Here is a 21,467-nt window from a genome sequence, read left to right on the forward strand (position 1 = left end):
CATAAAGAATCCTTGCGAAAAATTAATAAGCTCGCAATCATCACGTTAATATTTAAAGCAATATTTTTGGACAGAATGCTTGCTACAATTACAGAAATATACTACTTTTGTATCATCAAAACACGGTAGATGTAGCTCAGTTGGTTAGAGCATCGGTTTGTGGTACCGAGGGTCGTGGGTTCGAGCCCCATCATTTACCCAAAAAAGCGAAGAGAAATCTTCGCTTTTTTTTATTTTACACCGACCGTCCAAAATGTTGCTGTACAAGAACAGCCAAATCATCGGCAGAGATTTTGGGTTCAGGTCCTTCAGCTGTGCTCCAAGTTCGTGTCGACATATCGAACTTTAGCAAGTAAGGCATCGACAAGCCAGATTCGTAAACCGTAAAGAAATGCGTTTCGGGGTTGTAAGTAACGTCAAATGCTACTTCTTCCTCCCCTACTACATGTGTAAATTTTCTATTGAAATTCATAATCGTTTATACTGTTAATGATGTAAATCAATCATCTAATTTAGCGTTACGCAAATCCTCTCGCAATAATTCCGGCACCAAATGACTGTAATCAGGATGATAGTACAATTTTTCACCAATCCTTAAATGTTCTCCCGACTGAGGATTAAAACCTACGGCAGGTAAATCGTCACTTTCCTCGTAGAAATAAAGATCGAAGATTTCATCTACAGTATGGCTTTCAAGTTTCGGATTTTCGCGTACAAAGTCCGCATGATACTGTTCAATTTTGCGTAAAATATCTTGTTTTGTAACCATTGCGTTTGATTTAATAAGGCTCCAAAACAAAAACATCCCGAATCAACAATTTGTTTGAATCGGGATGTTTGAGAATAGTTGTACACAACACAACTACGTATCATGACGCTCGATTGGTATCGTTGTGATTGTCGGTAGTAGGCTTATTTCCTTTAGGCCTAAAGGGCTTTTTTTTCTTATTGTTATTGCGTTTCTTCGGGGCTCCTGTATGTGGATTATATTTCGGACCTTCTCCCATTCCCTCTGGCAAAGGCAATTTCTTAATTTCGTACTCAATCAACTTCTCAATACGCGCAAACTTGGATTGATCTTTCTCGTTGATGAATGTGATAGCCGTACCTGTTGTAGCTGCGCGCGCGGTTCGACCAACGCGGTGTACGTAATCCTCTGGATCAGGTGGTACATCATAGTTAACTACCAAACTAATACCGACGATATCAATTCCTCGACTGATCACATCCGTACCAATCAATACACGCAAGCGTTTCGAACGGAACTTATTCATGATGGCTTCGCGCTGTGCTTGTTCCAGATCCGAATGAAACCCTTCGGCTGGAATCCCGCTCTTCGCTAGGTCACGCGCCAAAGTTTTTACAATATCTTTTTTAGATGCGAAGACAATCACGCTCGCGTATTCTTCATTAGAAAGAATATGTCGAATTAACTGACCTTTCTGATCGTCGTAGGTCATATACGCATGCTGATCTATTCCGGCGGAAGGTTTTGAAATAGCGATATTAATTTCTTGCGGATCGTGTAAAATCTTTTTTGCCAAAGCACGAATCTTCGTAGGCATGGTGGCCGAAAACAACAAGCTTTGTCTTTTAGTCGGCAGGTAGCTGATGATACGCATAATATCGTCGTGGAAGCCCATATCTAGCATGGTATCCGCTTCGTCCAACACCAAATGCTTTAACTGGGAGAAGTCGAATTTTCCAGAAGACATATGACTAATCAATCGTCCTGGCGTTGCTACGATTATATGAACCCCTTCGCGAATCGCGCGTTTCTGCTGTTCATAGCCGGCACCATCACCACCACCATATACAGAAATGGAAGTTGCTCCCGTAAAATAGCCCAAGCCCATAATTTGCTGATCGATTTGCAAAGCCAATTCGCGCGTGGGAACTAAAATAATAGTATCCACCCGATCTTTTGGATCTTCACAAATTTTATTCAGAATAGGTAGCAAATAGGCAGCCGTTTTACCCGTACCGGTTTGCGCGCAAGCAATCAGATCCTTGTGTTTCAATATGATGGGCATGGTCTGTTCTTGAATGGGCGTTGCGTTTTCGAAGCCCATGCTTTCTAACCCTTCTTCTAAGGTCGGAACAAAACCGAATTCAGTAAATTTCAAGATGTTGTGTTTGGTATAAATATTAAAAACGCTGTAATGTACTAATTTTTAACCGCATTTAACGACAAACGTCGCTCCGAAAGGAACGACGTTTGTCGTTAAATGTAGATTTATTGAATCGAACAATTAATCTTTGTATTGTCCACTTTCGATTTCTTTGCGTAGTACACTTCGGCTTTTACCATAAATGAAATAGATAACTACACCTAACAACATCCACGCGCCCAAACGTTCCCAGCTTTCGATTGGCAATGATGCCATCATGGCAACACAAACCAAAACGCCTAATATTGGCACTAAAGGAACTAATGGAGTTTTAAAAGGTCTTTCTGCAGTTGGGTCTTTCTTACGCAACACTAAAACCCCGATACAAACTAAACTGAACGCAAATAAGGTTCCAATACTTACCATGTGACCAAGGTCAGAAACAGGAACAAATCCAGCGAAAAGACTAACGAAAACCATGAAAATCAAGTTTGTTTTCCAAGGAGTTTGACGTTTAGAAAGATCTGAGAAAATACTTGGCAATAGACCATCTTTACTCATCGTATAGAAAACACGACTTTGACCCAATAACATAACTAGGATTACAGAAGTATAACCTGCAACGATAGTTACCGTCATCGCGGTATTTAAAAACGTGTATCCAGTCGTAGCAAAAGCCGTTGCAACGGGACTAGCGTCACCTTGAAAATCTTTGTAGTTGGCAAGACCAGTCAATACGTAAGCAAAAGCTACGTAGAAAATTGTACAGATAACCAATGAGCCGATAATACCAATTGGCATTCCTTTTTTGGGATTAATAGCTTCCTGCGCTGCTGTACTTACCGCATCGAATCCGATGAAAGCGAAGAATACAACACCTGCCGCTCTTAAAATACCGCTTATTCCGTAGTGACCGAAATATCCTTCCCGAAAGAAATCGAACATACCAATCTGGCCACCTTTCAACAATTCCTCCCCTTCGTTGATTGGAATGAATGGCGTGTGGTTTGCCGGGTTGATGAATTTCCATCCCAATATGATAAACAACAATACAACTGCAACCTTAAGAATAACCAAAATATTATTTACTAAGGCAGATTCTTGTGTTCCACGCATCAACAATAAGGATATCAACACCACAATTATAATTGCTGGAAGATTGACCATACCACCTTCCCAAGGACCATATAATAGCGAATCTGGGATACCCTGTCCAAAAATTGAAATCACTAACTTGTTAACGTATTGCGACCAACTAGCGGCTACTGTTGCAGCCGAGAGCGCATACTCTAGCACAAGATCCCATCCAATAATCCAAGCCATAAATTCGCCCATTGTCGCATAAGAATACGTGTAGGCGCTTCCAGCAACCGGAATCATTGAGGCGAATTCTGCATAACACAAGCCGGCAAACGCACAACCTACCGCAGCAACGATAAACGCTAAAGTGACAGCAGGTCCAGCATGGTCAGCAGCTGCAATACCAGTAATTGAGAACAACCCCGCTCCGATGATAGCTCCTACGCCCAAAGCAACCAGCCCTGTGCTAGTAAGCGTCCTTTTTAATGTACCTTCTCCGCTTTGTTGCGCTTCTGCAACGAGTTTTGATATGGATTTTCTATACCACATGTTTAGATTAATTTTTTTAGACAGCGTAAACGTACAAAAAAATAAAAAAAATCAGTCAATCTCTTATTCAAAATCTTGCTTTTTTACCACTATAGCTTAAAAAGAAAGTGTTTTTATGGTTATACGAATGTAAACATCGTCAAATTCAACAGCAATTTGCTTATTATTTTTACGAATCGACCTATTAATTGCGTAAGGTTTCCAATTTTATGCGACAAGTACAATTTTTACCTCGCGATAGTTTATCATGAATTAAGATACCTCGACCTCCTCAAATCGGTGAACTCTACTAAGTCGACGAATTTTACTTTATTGCAATTTTGGTCTTAGCAAACTATGTGATGAGGATAAACACGTAGCAAATGCCGGAACCACCGCAATTAAGCACCGTGTAAACACGGGATTTCTTCGAATAGTCGACTCCCTTAGATTTTGTATTACGTTTCGCAGACTGACGGATTTCAGTCTGATTAAAGCCGATTGATATGGTTTTTTGAAACAATTCTAATGATCAACTTGATTTAATTTACCCTAGCAGCGCTTGTATTGATATATAAAATAAATATCGTGTGGCATGATGTATGATTAAATGACTGTACAACAAAAAAATATACAGATATGAAAATCTTAAACTTAAAAATGTATAGCTTTATGCTACTTGCTGTTTTATTCGCATTCAGCGCTTGTAGTAAGGATGACGATCCAGCGGACAATGATTTATTCACTGGCGTTTATAACGGTCGTGTAAGTTTTAATGGCGGTGGATCTACCATTGCTGAACAAGATGGAAGTGTTAGAGTTAACAAAGTTGGCGACAATTACACATTCAATTTTTCTGGCGACATCCCGTCTTTGGGAGATATTGCTATGGAAAAAGGAGATAATAACACGCTACGTTTAAGCAACGGCGAATTTGGAACGATATCTATTGACGCTTCGACTTTACGTATTGCGTTTAATCGAGATGGCCAAACATGGACTGCAAATTGTACGCGATAAAAGACTGATTACATCAACAACGGGCCAGCATTTTATGATGCTAGCCCGTTATTTTTCCTTGCGTTTTTCGATTTTCAAAACAGACACCTCTTCTTAACCTAGGATGTAGCATTGCCGCATATAGCGAAACACTCCATTTTTCCGACACCATGTGATTTAGGTTTGATTAAACTCTCACTATGTATCAATCAAACAATTGTTCTTTCACTAAAGGTAAATTACACCATCTTTTCAACACCATGGAAAAGCCTTGATCTCAGATACAATTAGGCCCTACTAATCGATGTACTTTTGGTAATTCTGTTCAAATAATCCTTGAAGCTCACGAGCTTTCAAATCATAGCAGTCCGTATCAGCCCACAATAATCGTGGATCGAGTATCGTATCCGGCACCAACGGACAAGATACCGGCATGCACAAACCAAATATCGGATGTTTTACAAAATGCTCATCATCCAACGCTCCTTGCATAACTCCGCGAATCATAGCACGCGTATGATATAGCGGAATACGTCGACCAACTCCGTAAGGTCCACCAATCCAACCCGTATTAACTAACCAAACTTCCGTGGATGGATCGCGATGTAAACGCTCGCCCAACATCTCGGCGTAGCGCATTGGATGCAACGGAAGAAATGCTTGTCCGAAGCAGGCAGAGAATGTTGCGACAGGTTCGGCAACGCCGACTTCTGTTCCTGCGACTTTCGCGGTATATCCGTTTAAAAAATAGTACATCGCTTGTTCAACGGTCAACTTCGATAATGGCGGCAAAACACCAAATGCATCTGCCGTTAGGAAGAAGATGTGTTTCGGCGAAGCAGAAATGTCTGATTTAACCACATTTGGTATAAAGTTGATAGGATAAGAAACGCGGATATTTTCTGTGATTGACTTGTTATCAAAATCTAAATCACGTGTCTTTGGACGGTGAAGCATGTTCTCCGTTAGTGCCCCGAAGCGCACTGCGTTGTAAATATCAGGTTCTGTCTCTGCTTTCAAACCTATGCATTTCGCATAGCAACCGCCTTCCAAGTTGAAGATTCCCTCATTTGCCCATCCATGCTCGTCATCGCCAATCAAAAAACGATCATGATCTGCCGACAAAGTAGTTTTTCCCGTGCCGGATAAGCCAAAGAATAAGGCCGTTTCTCCATCTTTCCCTGCATTAGCAGAGCAGTGCATCGGAAATACGTCGTCATTTTGAGGAAGCACAAAGTTCATCATCGAAAACATACTCTTTTTGATTTCTCCAGTATATGCCGTTCCTATAATGAGTACTTCGCGACGAGAAAAATCGAGAACAACCGCATTTGAGGCATTCAACCCGAGCGCTTCATAATCCACTACTTTCAAAGTTGATGCGACATAAACTGTCCAATCATCCGTATTCAATGTATCCTTTTCAGGCAAAAACATGTTTCGAATAAACAAATCTTGTGCAGCAAGTTCTGTAACGAATCGAATGCAACGACTATATTTTGAGAAGCTGCCAATATTAGCACGGCGAGTGAACAAAGCTTCTCGTGTATTGAGATAATCCACCACCTGCATTTCCAATATATCGAAAATATCGGGATTCAAAGGTTGATTAACAACTCCCCAATCAACTGTATTGACAGTTATCGCATCTCGAACGATGTAGCGATCGCGTGGGGAACGACCAGTAAATTCTCCGGTAAGAATATTTAAGGATCCGTTGGCTGATAATGTGCTTTCTTTTTGTTGGATAGCGTACTCAACCAGTTCAGCAGGCGATAATTCTTCGAAAATTTCGCCCTGCGGTTGAAAAATCACTTCAGCATTCAAGTCTTGTAGAAGTTTTTGCATAACGGTTCAATTTGTTTTTGTTTGCGTACTGCAAAAATATCGATAAGTGTTGCTAAAGAAAACTGCTTTTTAGCTTATTGTATCAGATACACACATATAAACAATTGATTTGCAAAACTTTATATATTAATTTAATTTAAACGAAATAGCTAAAACATTTTAGCGGAAAATTATATCGTTCATGTTCTTTTTAGTTGCTTCCAGTCAAAACTTTTTCTCCGATAATTTGGCAACATCTATAAAACTCTTATATTTGCTGATGTATATCAGTCGATAGTACAAATCAACGCCTTCCCTAACCGATCAGGTCTTGATTTATAAAGAAGTGGCGAGAGACTGGCTCGATGACCCACTGGCAACCAACAACACAGATTGAAAAGGTGCCAATTCCTGTCCAAAACAATAATAATGTTTTGGAGTATATAAATAATAGAACAGATGAACGAAACAGCATTTTTATTAGCTTCTACGGAAGTGTTTTCAGTTTTTATATCCGTTAGCTTCAAGCTTCAGGTAGCTTCTTGTCCGCGAGCGCGAATGTGTTAATTGCCTATTTGAATAGTCGATCCACGCGATTAAAATTGATTTCACCACCAAAAACCACTTAACAAAGCTATTATGGCATACAAAAGACCTTTGCAATTCGAAACGCTACAGATACATGCCGGCCAAGAAGCCGACCCATCTACCGGAGCGCGCGCCTTACCCATATATCAAACAGCCTCATATCTTTTTGAAAGCGCTGCGCATGGCGAAGAGTTATTCGCACTGAAAGATTTCGGAAATATTTACACGCGAATAACGAATCCAACAACCGACGTTTTTGAAAAGCGTATTGCTGCGCTGGAAGGTGGCGTGGCTGCCGTTGCCGTTTCATCCGGACAGGCTGCACAATTCATCGCATTAAACAATATTTTGGAAAGCGGCGATAACTTTGTTGCAAGTTCTCATTTATATGGAGGTACATTTAATCAATTCAACGTTGCTTTCAAACGGTTGGGTATCGAATCGCGTTTTGCACATCAAGGCGACCCGGAGGAAATTGAAAAACTTATTGATGATAAAACAAAAGCGATCTACGTGGAAACCATCGGAAACCCATCCTACAGTATTCCTGATTTTGAGCGCATTTCTGCTTTAGCGAAGAAATACGATTTGCCGTTGGTGGTTGATAATACTTTTGGCGCTGGCGGTTATCTATTCAAGCCTTTAGAATATGGTGCTCATGTAGTAGTTGAATCGGCAACAAAATGGATTGGTGGACATGGAACCACAATTGGCGGAGTAATTATCGATGGTGGGAATTATAATTGGGGAAACGGAAAATATCCGCAGTTTACGGAACCTTCCGAAGGCTATCATGGCTTGATCTTTTCGGAAGTTTTCGGTGAAGGAAGTTCCTTCGGAAACATTCAATTTGCCATCCGCGCGCGTGTAGAAGGTTTACGAGATTTCGGACCAGCTCTTTCTCCATTCAATTCTTTCCTACTCACACAAGGATTAGAAACTTTATCGCTTCGTGTGCAACGTCATGTGGACAACGCATTGGAAATTGCACAGTGGTTGGAAAGCCATCCGCAAGTAGAGTCCGTTTCGTATCCAGGATTGAAAAGTCACCCTTACCACGATGCGGCACAGAATTATTTAAAAAATGGCTATGGCGCGGTCTTGTCTTTCGCGATTCGAGGCGGAAGCGAAAAAGCACATGAATTTATTGATGCGTTGGAATTGGTTAGTCATTTGGCGAATGTGGGAGATGCTAAAACATTGATTATCCACCCGGCCACCACTACACATCAGCAACTGAGTGACGAAGATCAACGCCGTTCTGGAGTTTACCCAGGCGTACTTCGCTTATCCGTCGGCATAGAGCATGTCGATGACATTAAAGCCGATTTAGAACAGGCGTTTGAAACGCTGTAAGAGTTTAACGATTGTAATCAAAAAACAAAATATATAATAATACAGAATAATGAGTGAAAAATTAACGATTGGGATGTTTGGGTTTGGTGTAGTGGGTCAAGGATTATACGACATCATTAAAACCAAAGATCTTAATCTAGAGATAAAGAAATTTGTCATCAAAAATGAGAACAAGGAACGTTCTTTGCCAGCGCATTTATTCACCACCGACGCGAATGCTGTTTTAAATGACCCGGAAATCAACACCGTTTTAGAATTGATTGATGATGCAGACGCAGCATTCGAGATCACACAGCGCGCATTGCGTGCAGGCAAAAACGTAGTTTCTGCAAATAAAAAGATGATCGCAACGCACCTGGAAGAATTGGCAAACATCCAACAAGAAACCGGAAAAGCTTTATTGTATGAAGGTGCTGTTTGCGGATCCATTCCAATCATTCGTAACTTAGAAGAATACTACGACAACGAACTACTGCATAGCGTTAGCGGCATTTTTAACGGTTCTTCCAACTATATTCTTTCCAAAATCTTCAACGAAAACCAAGATTATGATAGCGCATTAAAGAAAGCGCAGGAATTAGGTTTTGCGGAAACAGATCCTACTTTGGATGTGGGTGGATTCGATCCAAAATACAAGCTGGCCATTGTTGCAAACCACGCGTATGGCATTTATGTAAAACCGGAAGACATTTTAAATCTAGGAATCGACAAACTGGGGCTGGCAGATATCACGTATGCACGCGAAAAGAATTACAAGATCAAATTGATTCCTTTAGCGAAGGAATTGAGCGAAGATGAAGTGGTATTATATGTATTGCCAAAATTCGTTACGAAAGACAACTTGCTATATGGTGTAGAAAATGAAAACAATGGTGTGGTGGTAAAAGCTGCTTTCGCTGATGAGCAGTTTTTCTTTGGAAAAGGTGCCGGCGGTCACCCGACGGGTTCTGCCGTTCTGTCCGACATTACTGCGCTTCGCTACGGATACCGTTATGAATTCAAAAAACATTTGAAATCGCAACAGGTTAAATACACCACCGACTACGAAATCACCGTTTATCTGCGTTACGAAGACGAATCCGTACTTGAAGCGCTAAACTTCGACAGTATTTCGGAGCGATTCTACGGCGTGGATTTTAAATACGTAATCGGAAAAGTGAATCTTCAAAATATTATCAAAAATCGCGAACTCATTCATCGCGATGGTTATTTCTTGGCAGAATTAGCGTAAATAAAACCTCGGCTGTGCGATCATGTTGATACGTGATTGCACAGTTATTTTTCTCGATTTATCTAACAAATTACATCAATAGAAAATCTATTTTGTAAAGAAATGGAAAATGAAAACGAATGGATTTTTTTGAGAGAAGTAAAAAAGTGCGCTCAAAGGGAGTCGAACCCCTAACCTCCTGATCCGTAGTCAGGTGCTCTATCCAGTTAAGCTATGAGCGCAGTTTTTTTATTACCAAGCGATGCGTTATCGTTTTGGTGATGCAAATATCGTGACTTTTTCGATTATTGCAAATTTTTTCTAAACTTTAATACCGTAAAAATGTTATCAAAATCACATCCTATTGATAACAAAACATTTATCGACACTATATTTTTATGAGCGAACGGATCAAAAGCAATAAAATCAGAATTAACGACATCAGCATCTCCTACTTTATCAAAAAATCGTCGCAGAGCGATGCTCAAACGGTTATTTTTCTTCATGGTTTTCCTTTCAACAAAAACATGTGGCGAAATCAATTAAGCGCATTAGATGACGCAACAACTGGAATTGCGATCGACGTGCGCGGACATGGGAATACCACGTCCGGCCATAGCTTTTTCTCAGTAGATGTTTTCGCAAAAGATCTTTTGGCCTTCATCCGAAAATTAGATTTAGGCCGTGTGATATTATGCGGTATCTCCATGGGCGGATATATTGCTTTACGCAGCTATGAATTAGCTCCGGGTTTGATCGCCGGATTGATTTTATGTGACACACACAGCAAAGCGGACGATAACGTGGCGAAGCAAAAAAGATTTGATTCCATCCAAGCAGTTTTATCGCACGGACGACGACCATTTGCGATTGGCTTTATCGAAAATGTGTTTGCAAATCCGCGTGCGCAGGAAAACGAAGAAGCGGTTGAATTGATTAAAAGCAGCATTCGAAGAAATAGCTTATCAAGTATTTGCTCTACATTATTAGCATTAGCTTCGCGAACCGAAACGACGCAAGTGTTGCCAAACATACAAATTCCGACCTTGCTTATACGCGGAGAGGAAGATAAACTGACTTCAGAAGAATTGATGCGGACGATGCACGAAAAGATCGCGCATTCTACGTTTACACAAATTCCTGCAAGCGGACATTTGCCGAATCTTGAGAACGAATCCGCGTTCAATCTGGCCATGAAAGATTACTTGCAGCGTATTCCGGCGCAGGTTAAAGTATAATGATTGACAAATAGATTTTTATTTGACTTTCAAGGTTGGCAATAAGGCATCCGTCCATTGCCGACCCTTTTCCACCAATTCAGCCGTGCGATGATAATCCCACAGTCCAGCTGCATTATGTGGAACATGAATTACATAATCCGGTTTATACAAGTCGACCGATAATTGGCTCAATCTCCTTCTCATTGCAAAATATGCTTCCTGCAAAACGCTTACAGATGTATATTTGCCATTATTCGCCATCAAACCAAATTCAGGATCAGGACGGCCATCCAAATTGACAGCAATGACGATATTTCTTCGTTTCTTTTTCACGTAATTGATTGGGAGCGGATTTAAAACTCCTCCATCCACCAAGTAACCACTTTCAGTATCCACGCCAGTAAATACAGCAGGAATAGCGATGGAAGCGCGGATGGCATTGTAAATGCTTCCTTGATCGAATACTACCTCGCACTCGTTTTTCAGATCAGTAGCTACAGCAACATAACGAATGGGCAACGTTTCAATCGGCACATCCGGAAAGATCAATTTTAACGAATCTAACGCCTTCGTGCCCTTCAATATACCAAACCAAGGATTGGAGAAATCCATCAGCTTAAATACTTTCATTCGAGTCACACCCTGTAGCCACAGTTCCAACTCATTGAGTTTTCCTTGTGCATAAGCTGCTCCGATTAACGAACCAATTGAGCATCCTACGATTTCCTCGATGATGTACCCTTTTTCTATCAATGCTTTGATGACTCCTATTTGCACCAATCCCCTCGCTCCGCCGCTTCCGAGCACCAAAGAAACTTTACGTTTACTTTTGAAGATGTCCATTGCTAAAAGTAAATGTTTTATCAGAAATTTAAAATTGTCATTTTTATGTACAATAAAAAAATAGATGTTTAAACATCTATTGACATCCTGTAGCTTTGTGATGTTATCTCAAATTAGAAAAATATGAATTTGCATGAACAATTGAACTGGCGCTATGCGACCAAAAAAATGAACGGCCAAGCCGTATCACAAGATAAAGTGGATTATATCGTGGAAGCGGCTCGTTTGGCACCTACATCTTCCGGTTTGCAACCTTTCCGAGTATTGGAAATCTCCAATCCAGAATTGAAAGCGAAAATACAACCAATCGCTTACGGACAAACACAAATCGTGGATGCGTCGCACATTTTGGTATTTGCTGCGTTTGATGAATACACGAAAGAACGCGTGGATAGCGTTTTCGCACAGCAAGAAAATGAACGCGGATTACCTGCGGGATCTAGTGACGATTATAAAAATGGGTTGATGCAAAGTTTTGCAGCGCAAACCAAAGACGATCATTTCAATCACGCTGCGCGTCAAGCTTACATTGGTTTCGGTATGGCTATCGCTGCTGCGGCGGAACAAAAAGTAGATGCAACGCCGATGGAAGGATTTGTAAATGCACAATTGGATGAATTATTGGATCTTCCATCAAAAGGATTGAAATCTGTAACCATTTTGGCTTTGGGATACCGCGATGAAGCAAATGATTGGTTGGTAAACATGAAAAAAGTGCGTACCAATTTGTCTGATTTTCTTATTCAGTACAAATAGCCCATCGTCAAGTATACAAATCCTAATAAATTTGAAATAAGTAGAAAGCCAAGCGACCTTGCTTGGCTTTCTTAATTTTTACTTTTTAATTTCTCAAATCTCAATACTTAAATCTCACTTCGCATATCTCGTTTTCACGAATCAGCTACGGCATATTCTTCAAGAGCTCAAGGAAGAACGTCCAGAATTTCTGCACCGAAGAGATCGAAGCACGTTCGTCCGGTGAATGCGCTCCACGAATCGTCGGGCCAATGGAAACCATCTTCAATTTTGGATAAGCTTCGCCAATCAAACCGCATTCCAAGCCACCGTGACCCGCGATTACACGCGGCTCTTCGTTAAACAATCGGCGATATGTATCCGCTGTCAATTGCACTAATTCGCCTTCCGGCTCCGGTTCCCAACCAGGGTACTCGCCAGAAAAATCGACTTCCGCATCCAACATACGGAATGTATTTTCCAAAATCATGGATAGATAATCTTTGGAAGATTGCACCGCCGATCTGGTCAAACACAAAATCGTATATTTTCCATTCTTCAAAACGACACGCGCCAAGTTGTTCGACGTTTCCACCAAACCCGGAAATGCCGGGCTCATGCGAAATACGCCGCTGTGAACGACGTTAAGCACCTGAATGAATTTATCTTGCACATCTTCGGTTAGCACCTCAATGCGCTCTGAAATTTTCTCCACTTTCAAATCAATCGTCAGGTTCGGCTCCATAACGGCATATTCCTTTAAAATAAAGGCATTCTCACGCTCAATTGCAGTCGTAACTTCCTTCACATCGCTTGCTTTGCAGGCTATTGAACCCATCGCTTCACGAGGAATTGCATTGCGCAATCCGCCACCATCCACCGCAAACAAGCGCACATCTTTCTCCTTGATTGCGGCAGCCAAAATGCGAAATAACACTTTATTAGCATTCGCCAATCCTTTGTCGATATCCATTCCGGAATGTCCGCCGGATAAACCTGAAATAGTGATTTCCAATTTCGTATCGTACGCCACGCCCGCTTCTTCGCGAAGCGCTCCCGTTGCCGTCACATCGACACCACCCGCACAGCCAATGGTGATTTCATCGTCTTCCTCCGTATCCAAATTCAACAAATATTCACCTTTCAACCAGCCTGCGGTTAATGCTTTTGCACCGGTCATTCCCGTTTCTTCGTCGATCGTAAATAACGCCTCGATCGCTGGGTGCTCGATATTATCTGATGCAAGCACTGCCATAATCGTTGCCACACCAAGACCGTTATCCGCGCCCAAGGTTGTACCCTTCGCCTTCACCCAATCTGCATCCACGTACATTTCGATACCTGACGTTTCGAAATCAAAATCCGAATCTGCATTTTTCTGATGCACCATATCCAAATGCGCTTGAAGCACGACGGTTTTGCGTGATTCATATCCAGCAGAAGCCGGCTTGCAAATCAACACATTGCCCGCCTCATCACGCGAAGTCGGTAAGTTCAACGATTCGCCGAACTGCAACATATACGCTATAATCGCTTCCTCCTTTTTGGAAGCACGCGGAATAGCATTGATATTTTCGAAATGAGACCAAATAGATTTAGGTTCAAGGGATTGTAAACTCATACGTATTCGTTTGCTTTTGTTGTATTAACAAATGTAGCGGTTCGCAGATGGAAAATCAACTTTTCCGAATGATCGAAGCCCAAAAGCTTATATTAGCATGATGAAAACGCAAAAGGAGAAAATGATTGCTGGCGAACCATATCGCGCGGATGGAAGTGAATTATTCGATGAACGTCAGCGCGCAAAGGAAGCGCTGATGGAATACAATAATCTAGCGCCAAAACGTATCAAAGATCGTGCGCGCATCATCAAAGATTTGTTCGGTTCTACCGGAAAAGCATTTTGGATTGAACCTCCTTTCCGATGTGATTATGGTTATAATATCCACATTGGTGAAAAATTTTATGCTAATTTCAACCTGACTATTTTAGATTGCACGGAGGTAAAGATCGGTGATAACGTGATGTTTGGACCGAATGTTTCTTTATTCACCGCCGGCCATCCCATTCACCACGAACCGCGTAATGCAGGCTGGGAATACGCTTTACCGATTGTTATCGGTGACAACTGCTGGATTGGCGGAAATACAGTCATTAACGCCGGCGTAGAAATTGGCGCAAACACGGTAATCGGTTCTGGATCCGTCGTAACGAAAAACATTCCCGCCAACGTTGTTGCTGTTGGAAATCCCTGCCGCGTGATCAAAGAAATTACGGAAGAAGATAAGGCATTTTATTATAAGGATCGGAAATTCTAAGATTGATTCCGATACTTTTCTTTCATTGCTTCAATATCTGCTTTGGTATAATCCGGACAAGCTCCGGATTGCGTAGTCACAAAGCCGCTTAAGCAAATCCCTTGCTCCAATGCTTCTTTCGCATTCAAACCCAATAAACTGCCCGACAAAAATCCAGCAAGAAAGGAATCTCCACTTCCAACCGTATCGTTTACCTTGATTTTAGTAGCGGGAAGCGTAAAGTTATTTTCCTTGGTAAAATAGGTAGCACCCGAAGCACCGCGAGACAATATGATTTCGCTTAATCGAAAATGATCTTGGAGAAAGGACATTCCATCCAATTCGTTTGCATATTCTTTACCTAAAAATGAAAGTACCAAGTTTAGTTCCGCCAAATTGAATTTCACTAAGTCGGCCTTTTCTAATAAAGCAAGAAGCACGTTTTTATCGACGAAAGGCGGACGCAGATTGACATCAAACACGCAATAGCGTGCATTTTCGACGAGCTGAAACAGCGTATTTCTAGAAACTTCATTTCGCGTCGCCAATGATCCAAAAACAAATGCATCGGCATTTTTCAATAATTCCTGATCAGCTGAAAGCAGCTCGATATAATCCCAAGCTACTCCTTCCTTGATTTCATAGTGCGCTTCGTTATCCTCATCAATCGTTGCAACCACAGTACTTGTAGCATGGGTATCCGAGCGTTGTATTCCTGCGTCAGACAATTTCCATCCGGATAAACGCTGCAACAATTCATCGCCCAAAGCATCTTTACCCACCGCGCTTATTGCATGTACATCAATGCCCATTTGATGTAAATGATAACCGACATTAAATGGTGCGCCACCAGCTTGTTTATCCTTTCCAGGAAACAAATCCCACAATATTTCTCCAAAACAAGCTACTTTCGGTTGGCGCTCTTGATGCATATTTCTTTAATTAAATAAACTCGACGTGATTTCTAAAGCAAACAAAGTACAAAATTTAATTTAGCTAAGCCAACCATTCCGACATTACCATACAAATGCACAGAATATTTTGGATGTTCGTCAATTTACTATTATATTTATTCCCTGTTAAGACGTATGTTATTATTCTTCACATATCACCTACATTTCCATCATCGCCATTGCGGCGATATGTAATTATATGTGTTTCTACGTGAAGCATTCCATCCCATGGATGTTCGAATAATAAATATTAGTACTTCATCAAAAAACTTTACTCATCTTGAAAAATCTAAAGATTGCCATTCAAAAATCTGGCAGACTAAACGAAAAATCCGTTCAACTATTGAAAAATTGTGGTTTGGATTTCGAAAACTATAAAAGTTCGCTGATTACAATCGTTTCCAATTTCAATTTAGAAATTCTCTTTCTCCGCGATGATGATATTCCCGATTATGTGGAGCAAGGAATTGCAGATTTGGGAATCGTCGGCGAAAATGTAATCGATGAATCGCAAGCAAATGTGGATTACCTGCAACGGTTAGGTTTCGGGAAATGCACACTAAAACTTGCTGTTCCAAAAGACGCCAACTACACCGATATTAAAGACCTTGATGGAAAATCCATCGCCACCTCCTACCCCAATATTTTAAGTAAATTTCTTCAAGAAAAACAGATTACTGCCGAAATCCACCCCATTTCCGGATCAGTAGAAATTGCGCCAGGTTTGGGGTTAAGCGAAGCGATATGCGATATTGTTTCTACAGGCGGCACATTGAAAAATAATGGACTAAAACCATTTGCCGACGTAAGCACATCGGAAGCCATTTTGATTGGAAGATCGGGATTAGCAGAAAATCCTATCCTTTGCGAGTTATTGCAGCGCATTCAATCTGTTTTGCGTGCGAAAGAAACCAAATACGTAGTATTAAACGTAGAAAAATCCAACCTTCCACAAATTACGGAATTACTGCAAGGTGTAAAATCGCCAACGGTGGTTCCGTTAGCAGAAGAAGGTTGGGTAGCGGTGCACACCGTGATTCCGGAAGAAGATTTCTGGGGCAAAATCAACACATTAAAAGCAGCTGGCGCACAAGGAATTGTAGTTATGCCGATTGAAAAAATTATTCTTTAGCTATGCTAAAAACCTATCAATACGATCAATTATCGTTGGAGGAAATCGATGAATTGATCTTGCGAAATACGGACCCGAACAATCAAATTCAGGACACCGTTGAGCAGATTATCTCCAAAGTAAAAGAAGATGGCGATGATGCGCTGAAGCAATTTGCATCGCGATATGATCAGATCGATTTAGAACAGCTTTATCTGGATGAAGGGGAAATTGAAGCCCTAGCAAACAGCATTTCCAGAGAACAACAGCGCGCGTTGGAGATTGCGTTTCAAAACATCTATAAATTTCATGCAACGCAATTGAAAAAAGAGCGAACTATTGAAACAATGCCCGGCGTAACTTGCTGGCGAGAAGTTCGTCCGATCGAAAAAGTGGGGTTATACATTCCCGGCGGATCCGCTGTTTTGCCGTCCACTTTATTGATGTTGGGCGTTCCGGCACGGATTGCAGGATGTAAGGAAATCGTCGTTTGTTCGCCGCCACAGAAAGATGGCAAAGTCAATGGATTTATTGCGTATTGCTTGAAGTTGCTGCAAGTCAAAAAAATCTACTTAACGGGCGGAGCACAGGCCGTCGCAGCGATGGCTTTTGGAACAGCGAGTGTTCCACGCGTCGACAAGATTTTCGGCCCGGGAAACCAATACGTAACGAAAGCAAAGTCTTTGATTCAAAGCTTAACGCAAGTGAGCATTGATATGCCGGCAGGACCATCCGAAGTATTGGTCATCGCAGACGAAACAGCAAATCCGGCGTACATTGCAGCGGATTTATTGGCGCAAGCCGAACACGGCGCCGATAGTCAGGCAGTATTGGTTTCCACAAATGAAACACTGATTTCTAACGTGAATGAAGCTTTGGCTAATCAGCTTCGCTCATTACCTAGAGCGGCATTAGCGCAAAAAGCACTAGAAAATTCGTATGCTGTTATTGTAGACAGCTTGGAAAATGCGTTGTTATTCTCCAATAAATACGCACCGGAACATTTGATTATTCAATCCGATCAATGGAAGAAAATGGTAAATGGCGTACTCAATGCGGGTTCCGTATTTTTAGGACATCTGACACCTGAAAGTGTTGGTGATTATGCTTCTGGTACAAACCATACCTTACCAACTTCCGGGTACGCAAGATCGTATTCCGGCGTTTCGGTCGACTCATTTGTTAAGAAAATTACCTTTCAGCAATTGAGCTCAACAGGATTGCAGCAAATTGGATCAACCGTTGAAATCTTGGCCGAATTAGAAGGTTTGCAAGCTCACAAAAACGCCGTAAGCATCCGCTTGTCGGATTTGAACGATTAACGCTTACAGCACTTCGAGTATTAAACGAAAGAAGCCATAGCAAATCGCCATGGCTTCTTTCGTTTTTATATAATTTTCCTGAATTTATTTCATCAAGAAACCACCGCCAAGTAAATCGTTTCCTTCATAGAAAACAGCGGATTGTCCTGGCGCGATTCCTTTTACGTTATGTGTGAAATCAACTTGCATCATATCTCCATGCTGCGTCAATGTTGAAATCGCACCTGCATCTTTGTAACGAATCTTCGTGATCGCTTCCATTGGTTCATCAAAAGAAGCATACTTTACCAAATTGATATCACGAACAAAAGCTTGAGACTTTTCTAATTCATGCTCCTCACCTAAAACTACCGAGTTACTTTCCGGAAGAATTTCGATAACAAACATCGGCTTACCCAAAGCAATACCTAAACCTCTTCGTTGCCCAATTGTAAAATATGGATAGCCAATGTGTTGACCAACTACTGTTCCATCGGATAACAAAAAGTTTCCCGGACCGATTTCTTGATCTAATGTCGGCTTTTTGTGACGTAAAAACGCGCGGTAATCGTTCTCCGGAACAAAACAAATCTCATAGCTTTCTGATTTGGCAGCTAGTTCCTTCTGTCCCATTTCCAAGGCCATTTGTCGGATTTCTGCTTTTGTAAAGCTTCCCAAAGGAAACTGCGTACGCGCTAAATTTTCTTGAGAAACACCCCAAAGCACATACGATTGATCTTTGTTCTCATCGCGCCCTTTGGAAATTACATAACGGTTGTTATCATGCAAACGAATATTTGCGTAATGTCCGGTTGCGATAAATTCACAATCCAACATATTGGCACGCTTCATCAGTGCCTCCCATTTAATGTGTGTGTTGCAAAGCACGCAGGGATTGGGCGTACGACCAGCTATATATTCATCCACGAAATTGTCGATCACGAAATCTCCAAATTCACCTCGGATATCTAAAATGTAATGTGGGAAGCCGTAGCTAACGGCCAACGAACGCGCATCGTTGATGCTATCCAAGCTACAGCACCCCGTTTCCTTGGACGAGCCGCCTGAAGCTGCATAATCCCAGGTTTTCATTGTGATACCTATAACTTCATACCCTTGTTCGTGGAGCATAACTGCTGCAACGGAACTATCCACCCCGCCGCTCATTGCCACCAATACTCTTCCTCTTTTACTCATAGCATTTTAATGGAGGGACAAAGATAGCCTTAAAAATCTTTATGGATGTTTATTTGTTGTCAAAAATTATCTACATCAAAATCAGCTAATTGCCACATTAAGCTAAAAAAAACGAGCAAATGCTTTATTTAATAGAAAAAAGAACCTACATTTGCATCGCAACAAATCTAACAAGACATGGTTGCAAAAGGTGCCATAGCTCAGTTGGTAGAGCAAAGGACTGAAAATCCTTGTGTCGCTGGTTCGAATCCAGCTGGCACCACAAAAATTTTCTCTTCTCGATTTTTTCCTTTTTATTTTATTGAATTATCTCAGCGTTCAGAACCGAGATACGGGTATGAAGCAAGTCTCAACTCAATAAGATTTTATAATCATAAAACTCTTCATTCACATCTAACCTTACAAATCCCATCGATTCATACAACTGTTGAGCCGTAAAATTATCTACTGCAGTTGACAGTTTTAGAAATGTTGCATTCTCCGTTTTGGCAAAATGCATCGCCTCTAGAATCAATTTTCGCCCTATCCCCATTTTTCTAGCATCCAGAACGACATATAAATCATTTAATATCCAATTTTTAGCAACGCGCATGGAAGAAAATGTTGGATACAATTGCGTGAAACCAACCGGCCGATTGGATTCTTCGGAAATTGCAACGAATATTACCGATTCATTTTGTCGCAGACGATCGAGTATAAATGCCCTTGCAACCTCTAAATTTGATTGCTGTTTATAGAAAATTCGGTATTGATCGAATAGCTCAACTACAAGTTCGATATCTTGTAACGTGATACGTTTAATGGTTATTTTCTCCATCAATTTATCTTAAAGATCTTTTTTTGTAAATTTTTCAGCATTGTAATCTTCAGAAAGTCCTTTCGGAATAGTCAGAGGTTGCCATTCCGACCCGCACAGCAACTTACTTATAAATACGATTTGTCCAACGTGATATGCATAATGCGCGACCTGACGATTTATCGCCTCAACAACCGAATGAGCTTCACCTCGGATGTAAACAACTTTGGTCAAATCTTTTTCGCCTAGTAGCTCCGTAGCTTTGAACAGGCAATTCCAGCCATCTTCCCATTTCTTTAAAACTTCAGCATAATCATCATGATCATCTTCAAATTCGGCGTCCCGCTTTCTCCATGGCTTTTCGCCATCTGTGCTCAAGAAATCTGTCCAGCGCGAAAGCATATTACCACACATATGTTTCGCGATGTTAGCTATACTATTGACTTCTGATCCGGGTTTGAAAAACAATTGCTCATCACTTAATTGAGACATCGCCTTATCCGCTAAAGATTTGTAATACCGAAACTGTGTTATTACAGAACTCAAATAATTATTTTCTTCCATTTCGGGCGCGATTGTTCTTTTGATTAGCTTATATGCATAAAAATACGATTACTAAGACTACTTTTTGCAGGAATTTTTGGAATAAAAAACAAAACCATCAACGAGATGTGCGCGATCGAAAAAATTATAACTTTTATTATTAGCCTATTATAAATTAATGCAACAAATGAGTTTGCAAATAAGCAACACTTTTATACCTTTGTAGCGTTATCAGCAACTAAAGCTGATTTCACCAATAAGGTGCCATAGCTCAGTTGGTAGAGCAAAGGACTGAAAATCCTTGTGTCGCTGGTTCGAATCCAGCTGGCACCACCTCTTAAAAACGTAATTACAAATTACATCTTTAAACTTTTTTTGGGAAATTAGCTCAGCTGGTTTAGAGCACTACCTCGACAAGGTAGGGGTCATTGGTTCGAACCCAATATTTCCCACTTTTACTTTTTCTACTTTTTGTTGATGGTAGCTATATAAGTTGCCAACCAACTGATAAACAAACATGTTACGTAGCGTAAAACGCACAAGATTATCTAGATTTTACGCACAAAATTTTAAACTAAATAGTTTAAAAAGTTTTACTAACTCGCGAATCTTGTCACACTTTTTTTGAAATAAAAATGCTCCTATCCTACCGCTACATTAATATTTACTTGAGGGGAGTTGTATTGCTTGTCACACTTTGGCTGTAATCGCTCTAAATGATGCTAGTTGAGTTGGATTTGTTGAGGTGAGAAAGGTATTCGGATGTCGGAAA

At 40.9% G+C, this 21,467-nt stretch carries 19 protein-coding genes, 5 tRNA genes and 1 riboswitch; of the genes, 12 read left to right on the forward strand and 12 right to left on the reverse strand.

Annotated features, from left to right (window positions below; genetic code table 11):
- Positions 1-125 precede the first annotated feature (125 nt).
- Positions 126-199, forward strand: a tRNA-His gene (locus ACFSQ3_RS11885).
- Positions 200-235: 36 nt separating this feature from the next.
- Here ACFSQ3_RS11885 and ACFSQ3_RS11890 read toward each other — a convergent pair.
- From ACFSQ3_RS11890 to ACFSQ3_RS11905, 4 genes are all read right to left on the reverse strand, one after another.
- Complete coding sequence (locus ACFSQ3_RS11890) at positions 236-472, reverse strand: hypothetical protein (RefSeq protein WP_380869771.1); 237 nt, start codon at positions 470-472, stop codon at positions 236-238.
- A gap of 27 nt (positions 473-499) precedes the next feature.
- Positions 500-769, reverse strand: coding sequence for a hypothetical protein (locus ACFSQ3_RS11895; protein ID WP_380869772.1), 270 nt, complete (start codon positions 767-769; stop codon positions 500-502).
- A 100-nt stretch (positions 770-869) separates the two neighbouring features.
- Entirely contained in the window at positions 870-2,126 is a 1,257-nt protein-coding gene (locus ACFSQ3_RS11900) for a DEAD/DEAH box helicase (RefSeq protein ID WP_380869773.1), read from the reverse strand.
- A 126-nt stretch (positions 2,127-2,252) separates the two neighbouring features.
- Positions 2,253-3,740 carry an amino acid permease gene (locus ACFSQ3_RS11905; RefSeq protein ID WP_380869774.1) on the reverse strand — a complete coding sequence of 496 codons (1,488 nt, stop codon included), beginning with the start codon at positions 3,738-3,740 and terminating at the stop codon, positions 2,253-2,255.
- Between the two features lie 618 nt (positions 3,741-4,358).
- Here ACFSQ3_RS11905 and ACFSQ3_RS11910 point away from each other — a divergent pair.
- Entirely contained in the window at positions 4,359-4,739 is a 381-nt protein-coding gene (locus ACFSQ3_RS11910) for a hypothetical protein (protein WP_380869775.1), read from the forward strand.
- A 276-nt stretch (positions 4,740-5,015) separates the two neighbouring features.
- On the opposite strand, the gene pckA is transcribed toward ACFSQ3_RS11910, so the two are convergent.
- Positions 5,016-6,566, reverse strand: a complete 1,551-nt coding sequence (pckA, locus tag ACFSQ3_RS11915; RefSeq protein WP_380869776.1) for a phosphoenolpyruvate carboxykinase (ATP) — start codon at positions 6,564-6,566, stop codon at positions 5,016-5,018.
- Positions 6,567-6,878: 312 nt separating this feature from the next.
- Positions 6,879-6,995: riboswitch (SAM riboswitch) on the forward strand.
- A 189-nt stretch (positions 6,996-7,184) separates the two neighbouring features.
- Here pckA and ACFSQ3_RS11920 point away from each other — a divergent pair.
- Complete coding sequence (locus ACFSQ3_RS11920) at positions 7,185-8,489, forward strand: O-acetylhomoserine aminocarboxypropyltransferase/cysteine synthase family protein (protein WP_380869777.1); 1,305 nt, start codon at positions 7,185-7,187, stop codon at positions 8,487-8,489.
- A 49-nt stretch (positions 8,490-8,538) separates the two neighbouring features.
- On the forward strand, positions 8,539-9,720 hold the full coding sequence (locus ACFSQ3_RS11925) for a homoserine dehydrogenase (protein WP_380869778.1): 1,182 nt from the start codon (positions 8,539-8,541) through the stop codon (positions 9,718-9,720).
- Positions 9,721-9,867: 147 nt separating this feature from the next.
- On the opposite strand, the gene ACFSQ3_RS11930 is transcribed toward ACFSQ3_RS11925, so the two are convergent.
- A tRNA-Arg gene (locus ACFSQ3_RS11930) sits at positions 9,868-9,941 on the reverse strand.
- A 156-nt stretch (positions 9,942-10,097) separates the two neighbouring features.
- Here ACFSQ3_RS11930 and ACFSQ3_RS11935 point away from each other — a divergent pair.
- Positions 10,098-10,937, forward strand: a complete 840-nt coding sequence (locus ACFSQ3_RS11935; RefSeq protein WP_380869779.1) for an alpha/beta fold hydrolase — start codon at positions 10,098-10,100, stop codon at positions 10,935-10,937.
- Positions 10,938-10,955: 18 nt separating this feature from the next.
- Here the strand turns inward: ACFSQ3_RS11935 and ACFSQ3_RS11940 are convergent, their stop codons facing one another.
- Positions 10,956-11,762 (reverse strand): patatin-like phospholipase family protein, encoded by an 807-nt coding sequence (locus tag ACFSQ3_RS11940; protein ID WP_380869780.1) that lies wholly within the window; start codon positions 11,760-11,762, stop codon positions 10,956-10,958.
- 123 nt (positions 11,763-11,885) lie between these two features.
- Here ACFSQ3_RS11940 and ACFSQ3_RS11945 point away from each other — a divergent pair, with 123 nt between their 5' ends.
- A complete protein-coding gene (locus ACFSQ3_RS11945) occupies positions 11,886-12,518 on the forward strand; it encodes a nitroreductase family protein (protein WP_380869781.1) in 633 nt (210 codons plus the stop codon).
- 145 nt (positions 12,519-12,663) lie between these two features.
- Here ACFSQ3_RS11945 and ACFSQ3_RS11950 read toward each other — a convergent pair whose 3' ends face one another.
- Entirely contained in the window at positions 12,664-14,118 is a 1,455-nt protein-coding gene (locus tag ACFSQ3_RS11950) for an aminoacyl-histidine dipeptidase (RefSeq protein ID WP_380869782.1), read from the reverse strand.
- 97 nt (positions 14,119-14,215) lie between these two features.
- On the opposite strand from ACFSQ3_RS11950, the gene ACFSQ3_RS11955 reads away from it, so the two are divergent.
- On the forward strand, positions 14,216-14,815 hold the full coding sequence (locus ACFSQ3_RS11955; protein ID WP_380869783.1) for a sugar O-acetyltransferase: 600 nt from the start codon (positions 14,216-14,218) through the stop codon (positions 14,813-14,815).
- On the opposite strand, the gene ACFSQ3_RS11960 is transcribed toward ACFSQ3_RS11955, so the two are convergent.
- Positions 14,812-15,726: a carbohydrate kinase family protein gene (locus tag ACFSQ3_RS11960; RefSeq protein WP_380869784.1), complete on the reverse strand. Its 915-nt coding sequence runs from the start codon at positions 15,724-15,726 to the stop codon at positions 14,812-14,814. The two genes, ACFSQ3_RS11955 and ACFSQ3_RS11960, sit on opposite strands and share 4 nt — an antisense overlap.
- A 301-nt stretch (positions 15,727-16,027) precedes the next feature.
- Between ACFSQ3_RS11960 and hisG the strand changes: the two genes are divergently transcribed.
- Positions 16,028-16,879, forward strand: a complete 852-nt coding sequence (hisG, locus tag ACFSQ3_RS11965) for an ATP phosphoribosyltransferase (RefSeq protein WP_380869785.1) — start codon at positions 16,028-16,030, stop codon at positions 16,877-16,879.
- A 2-nt stretch (positions 16,880-16,881) separates the two neighbouring features.
- Positions 16,882-18,180 (forward strand): histidinol dehydrogenase, encoded by a 1,299-nt coding sequence (gene hisD / locus ACFSQ3_RS11970; RefSeq protein WP_380869786.1) that lies wholly within the window; start codon positions 16,882-16,884, stop codon positions 18,178-18,180.
- 84 nt (positions 18,181-18,264) lie between these two features.
- Here the strand turns inward: hisD and mnmA are convergent, their stop codons facing one another.
- Entirely contained in the window at positions 18,265-19,356 is a 1,092-nt protein-coding gene (gene mnmA, locus ACFSQ3_RS11975; RefSeq protein ID WP_380869787.1) for a tRNA 2-thiouridine(34) synthase MnmA, read from the reverse strand.
- A gap of 189 nt (positions 19,357-19,545) precedes the next feature.
- On the opposite strand from mnmA, the gene ACFSQ3_RS11980 reads away from it, so the two are divergent.
- A tRNA-Phe gene (locus tag ACFSQ3_RS11980) sits at positions 19,546-19,618 on the forward strand.
- An 87-nt stretch (positions 19,619-19,705) separates the two neighbouring features.
- Here the strand turns inward: ACFSQ3_RS11980 and ACFSQ3_RS11985 are convergent.
- Positions 19,706-20,173, reverse strand: a complete 468-nt coding sequence (locus ACFSQ3_RS11985; RefSeq protein ID WP_380869788.1) for a GNAT family N-acetyltransferase — start codon at positions 20,171-20,173, stop codon at positions 19,706-19,708.
- A gap of 9 nt (positions 20,174-20,182) precedes the next feature.
- On the reverse strand, positions 20,183-20,716 hold the full coding sequence (locus ACFSQ3_RS11990; protein ID WP_380869789.1) for a DUF1572 family protein: 534 nt from the start codon (positions 20,714-20,716) through the stop codon (positions 20,183-20,185).
- A 239-nt stretch (positions 20,717-20,955) separates the two neighbouring features.
- On the opposite strand from ACFSQ3_RS11990, the gene ACFSQ3_RS11995 reads away from it, so the two are divergent.
- Together ACFSQ3_RS11995 and ACFSQ3_RS12000 are read left to right on the forward strand one after the other, a co-directional pair.
- Positions 20,956-21,028, forward strand: a tRNA-Phe gene (locus tag ACFSQ3_RS11995).
- Positions 21,029-21,072: 44 nt separating this feature from the next.
- Positions 21,073-21,147, forward strand: a tRNA-Val gene (locus tag ACFSQ3_RS12000).
- Positions 21,148-21,467 lie beyond the last annotated feature (320 nt).

The sequence above is a fragment of the Sphingobacterium corticis genome, assembly GCF_042684745.1.
GTDB classification, from domain to species: domain Bacteria; phylum Bacteroidota; class Bacteroidia; order Sphingobacteriales; family Sphingobacteriaceae; genus Sphingobacterium; species Sphingobacterium corticis.

Excerpts from the sequence above, each read along its gene's own strand:
- ACFSQ3_RS11935 (WP_380869779.1), top strand. The coding sequence starts at position 10,098 with ATGAGCGAACGGATCAAAAGCAATAAAATCAGAATTAACGACATCAGC.
- ACFSQ3_RS11950 (WP_380869782.1), bottom strand. The coding sequence starts at position 14,118 with ATGAGTTTACAATCCCTTGAACCTAAATCTATTTGGTCTCATTTCGAA.
- ACFSQ3_RS11920 (WP_380869777.1), top strand. The coding sequence starts at position 7,185 with ATGGCATACAAAAGACCTTTGCAATTCGAAACGCTACAGATACATGCC.
- ACFSQ3_RS11890 (WP_380869771.1), bottom strand. The coding sequence starts at position 472 with ATGAATTTCAATAGAAAATTTACACATGTAGTAGGGGAGGAAGAAGTA.
- hisD (WP_380869786.1), top strand. The coding sequence starts at position 16,882 with ATGCTAAAAACCTATCAATACGATCAATTATCGTTGGAGGAAATCGAT.
- ACFSQ3_RS11960 (WP_380869784.1), bottom strand. The coding sequence starts at position 15,726 with ATGCATCAAGAGCGCCAACCGAAAGTAGCTTGTTTTGGAGAAATATTG.
- mnmA (WP_380869787.1), bottom strand. The coding sequence starts at position 19,356 with ATGAGTAAAAGAGGAAGAGTATTGGTGGCAATGAGCGGCGGGGTGGAT.
- ACFSQ3_RS11955 (WP_380869783.1), top strand. The coding sequence starts at position 14,216 with ATGATGAAAACGCAAAAGGAGAAAATGATTGCTGGCGAACCATATCGC.
- ACFSQ3_RS11910 (WP_380869775.1), top strand. The coding sequence starts at position 4,359 with ATGAAAATCTTAAACTTAAAAATGTATAGCTTTATGCTACTTGCTGTT.
- ACFSQ3_RS11895 (WP_380869772.1), bottom strand. The coding sequence starts at position 769 with ATGGTTACAAAACAAGATATTTTACGCAAAATTGAACAGTATCATGCG.
- ACFSQ3_RS11925 (WP_380869778.1), top strand. The coding sequence starts at position 8,539 with ATGAGTGAAAAATTAACGATTGGGATGTTTGGGTTTGGTGTAGTGGGT.
- pckA (WP_380869776.1), bottom strand. The coding sequence starts at position 6,566 with ATGCAAAAACTTCTACAAGACTTGAATGCTGAAGTGATTTTTCAACCG.
- ACFSQ3_RS11945 (WP_380869781.1), top strand. The coding sequence starts at position 11,886 with ATGAATTTGCATGAACAATTGAACTGGCGCTATGCGACCAAAAAAATG.
- ACFSQ3_RS11905 (WP_380869774.1), bottom strand. The coding sequence starts at position 3,740 with ATGTGGTATAGAAAATCCATATCAAAACTCGTTGCAGAAGCGCAACAA.
- ACFSQ3_RS11940 (WP_380869780.1), bottom strand. The coding sequence starts at position 11,762 with ATGGACATCTTCAAAAGTAAACGTAAAGTTTCTTTGGTGCTCGGAAGC.
- ACFSQ3_RS11990 (WP_380869789.1), bottom strand. The coding sequence starts at position 20,716 with ATGGAAGAAAATAATTATTTGAGTTCTGTAATAACACAGTTTCGGTAT.
- ACFSQ3_RS11985 (WP_380869788.1), bottom strand. The coding sequence starts at position 20,173 with ATGGAGAAAATAACCATTAAACGTATCACGTTACAAGATATCGAACTT.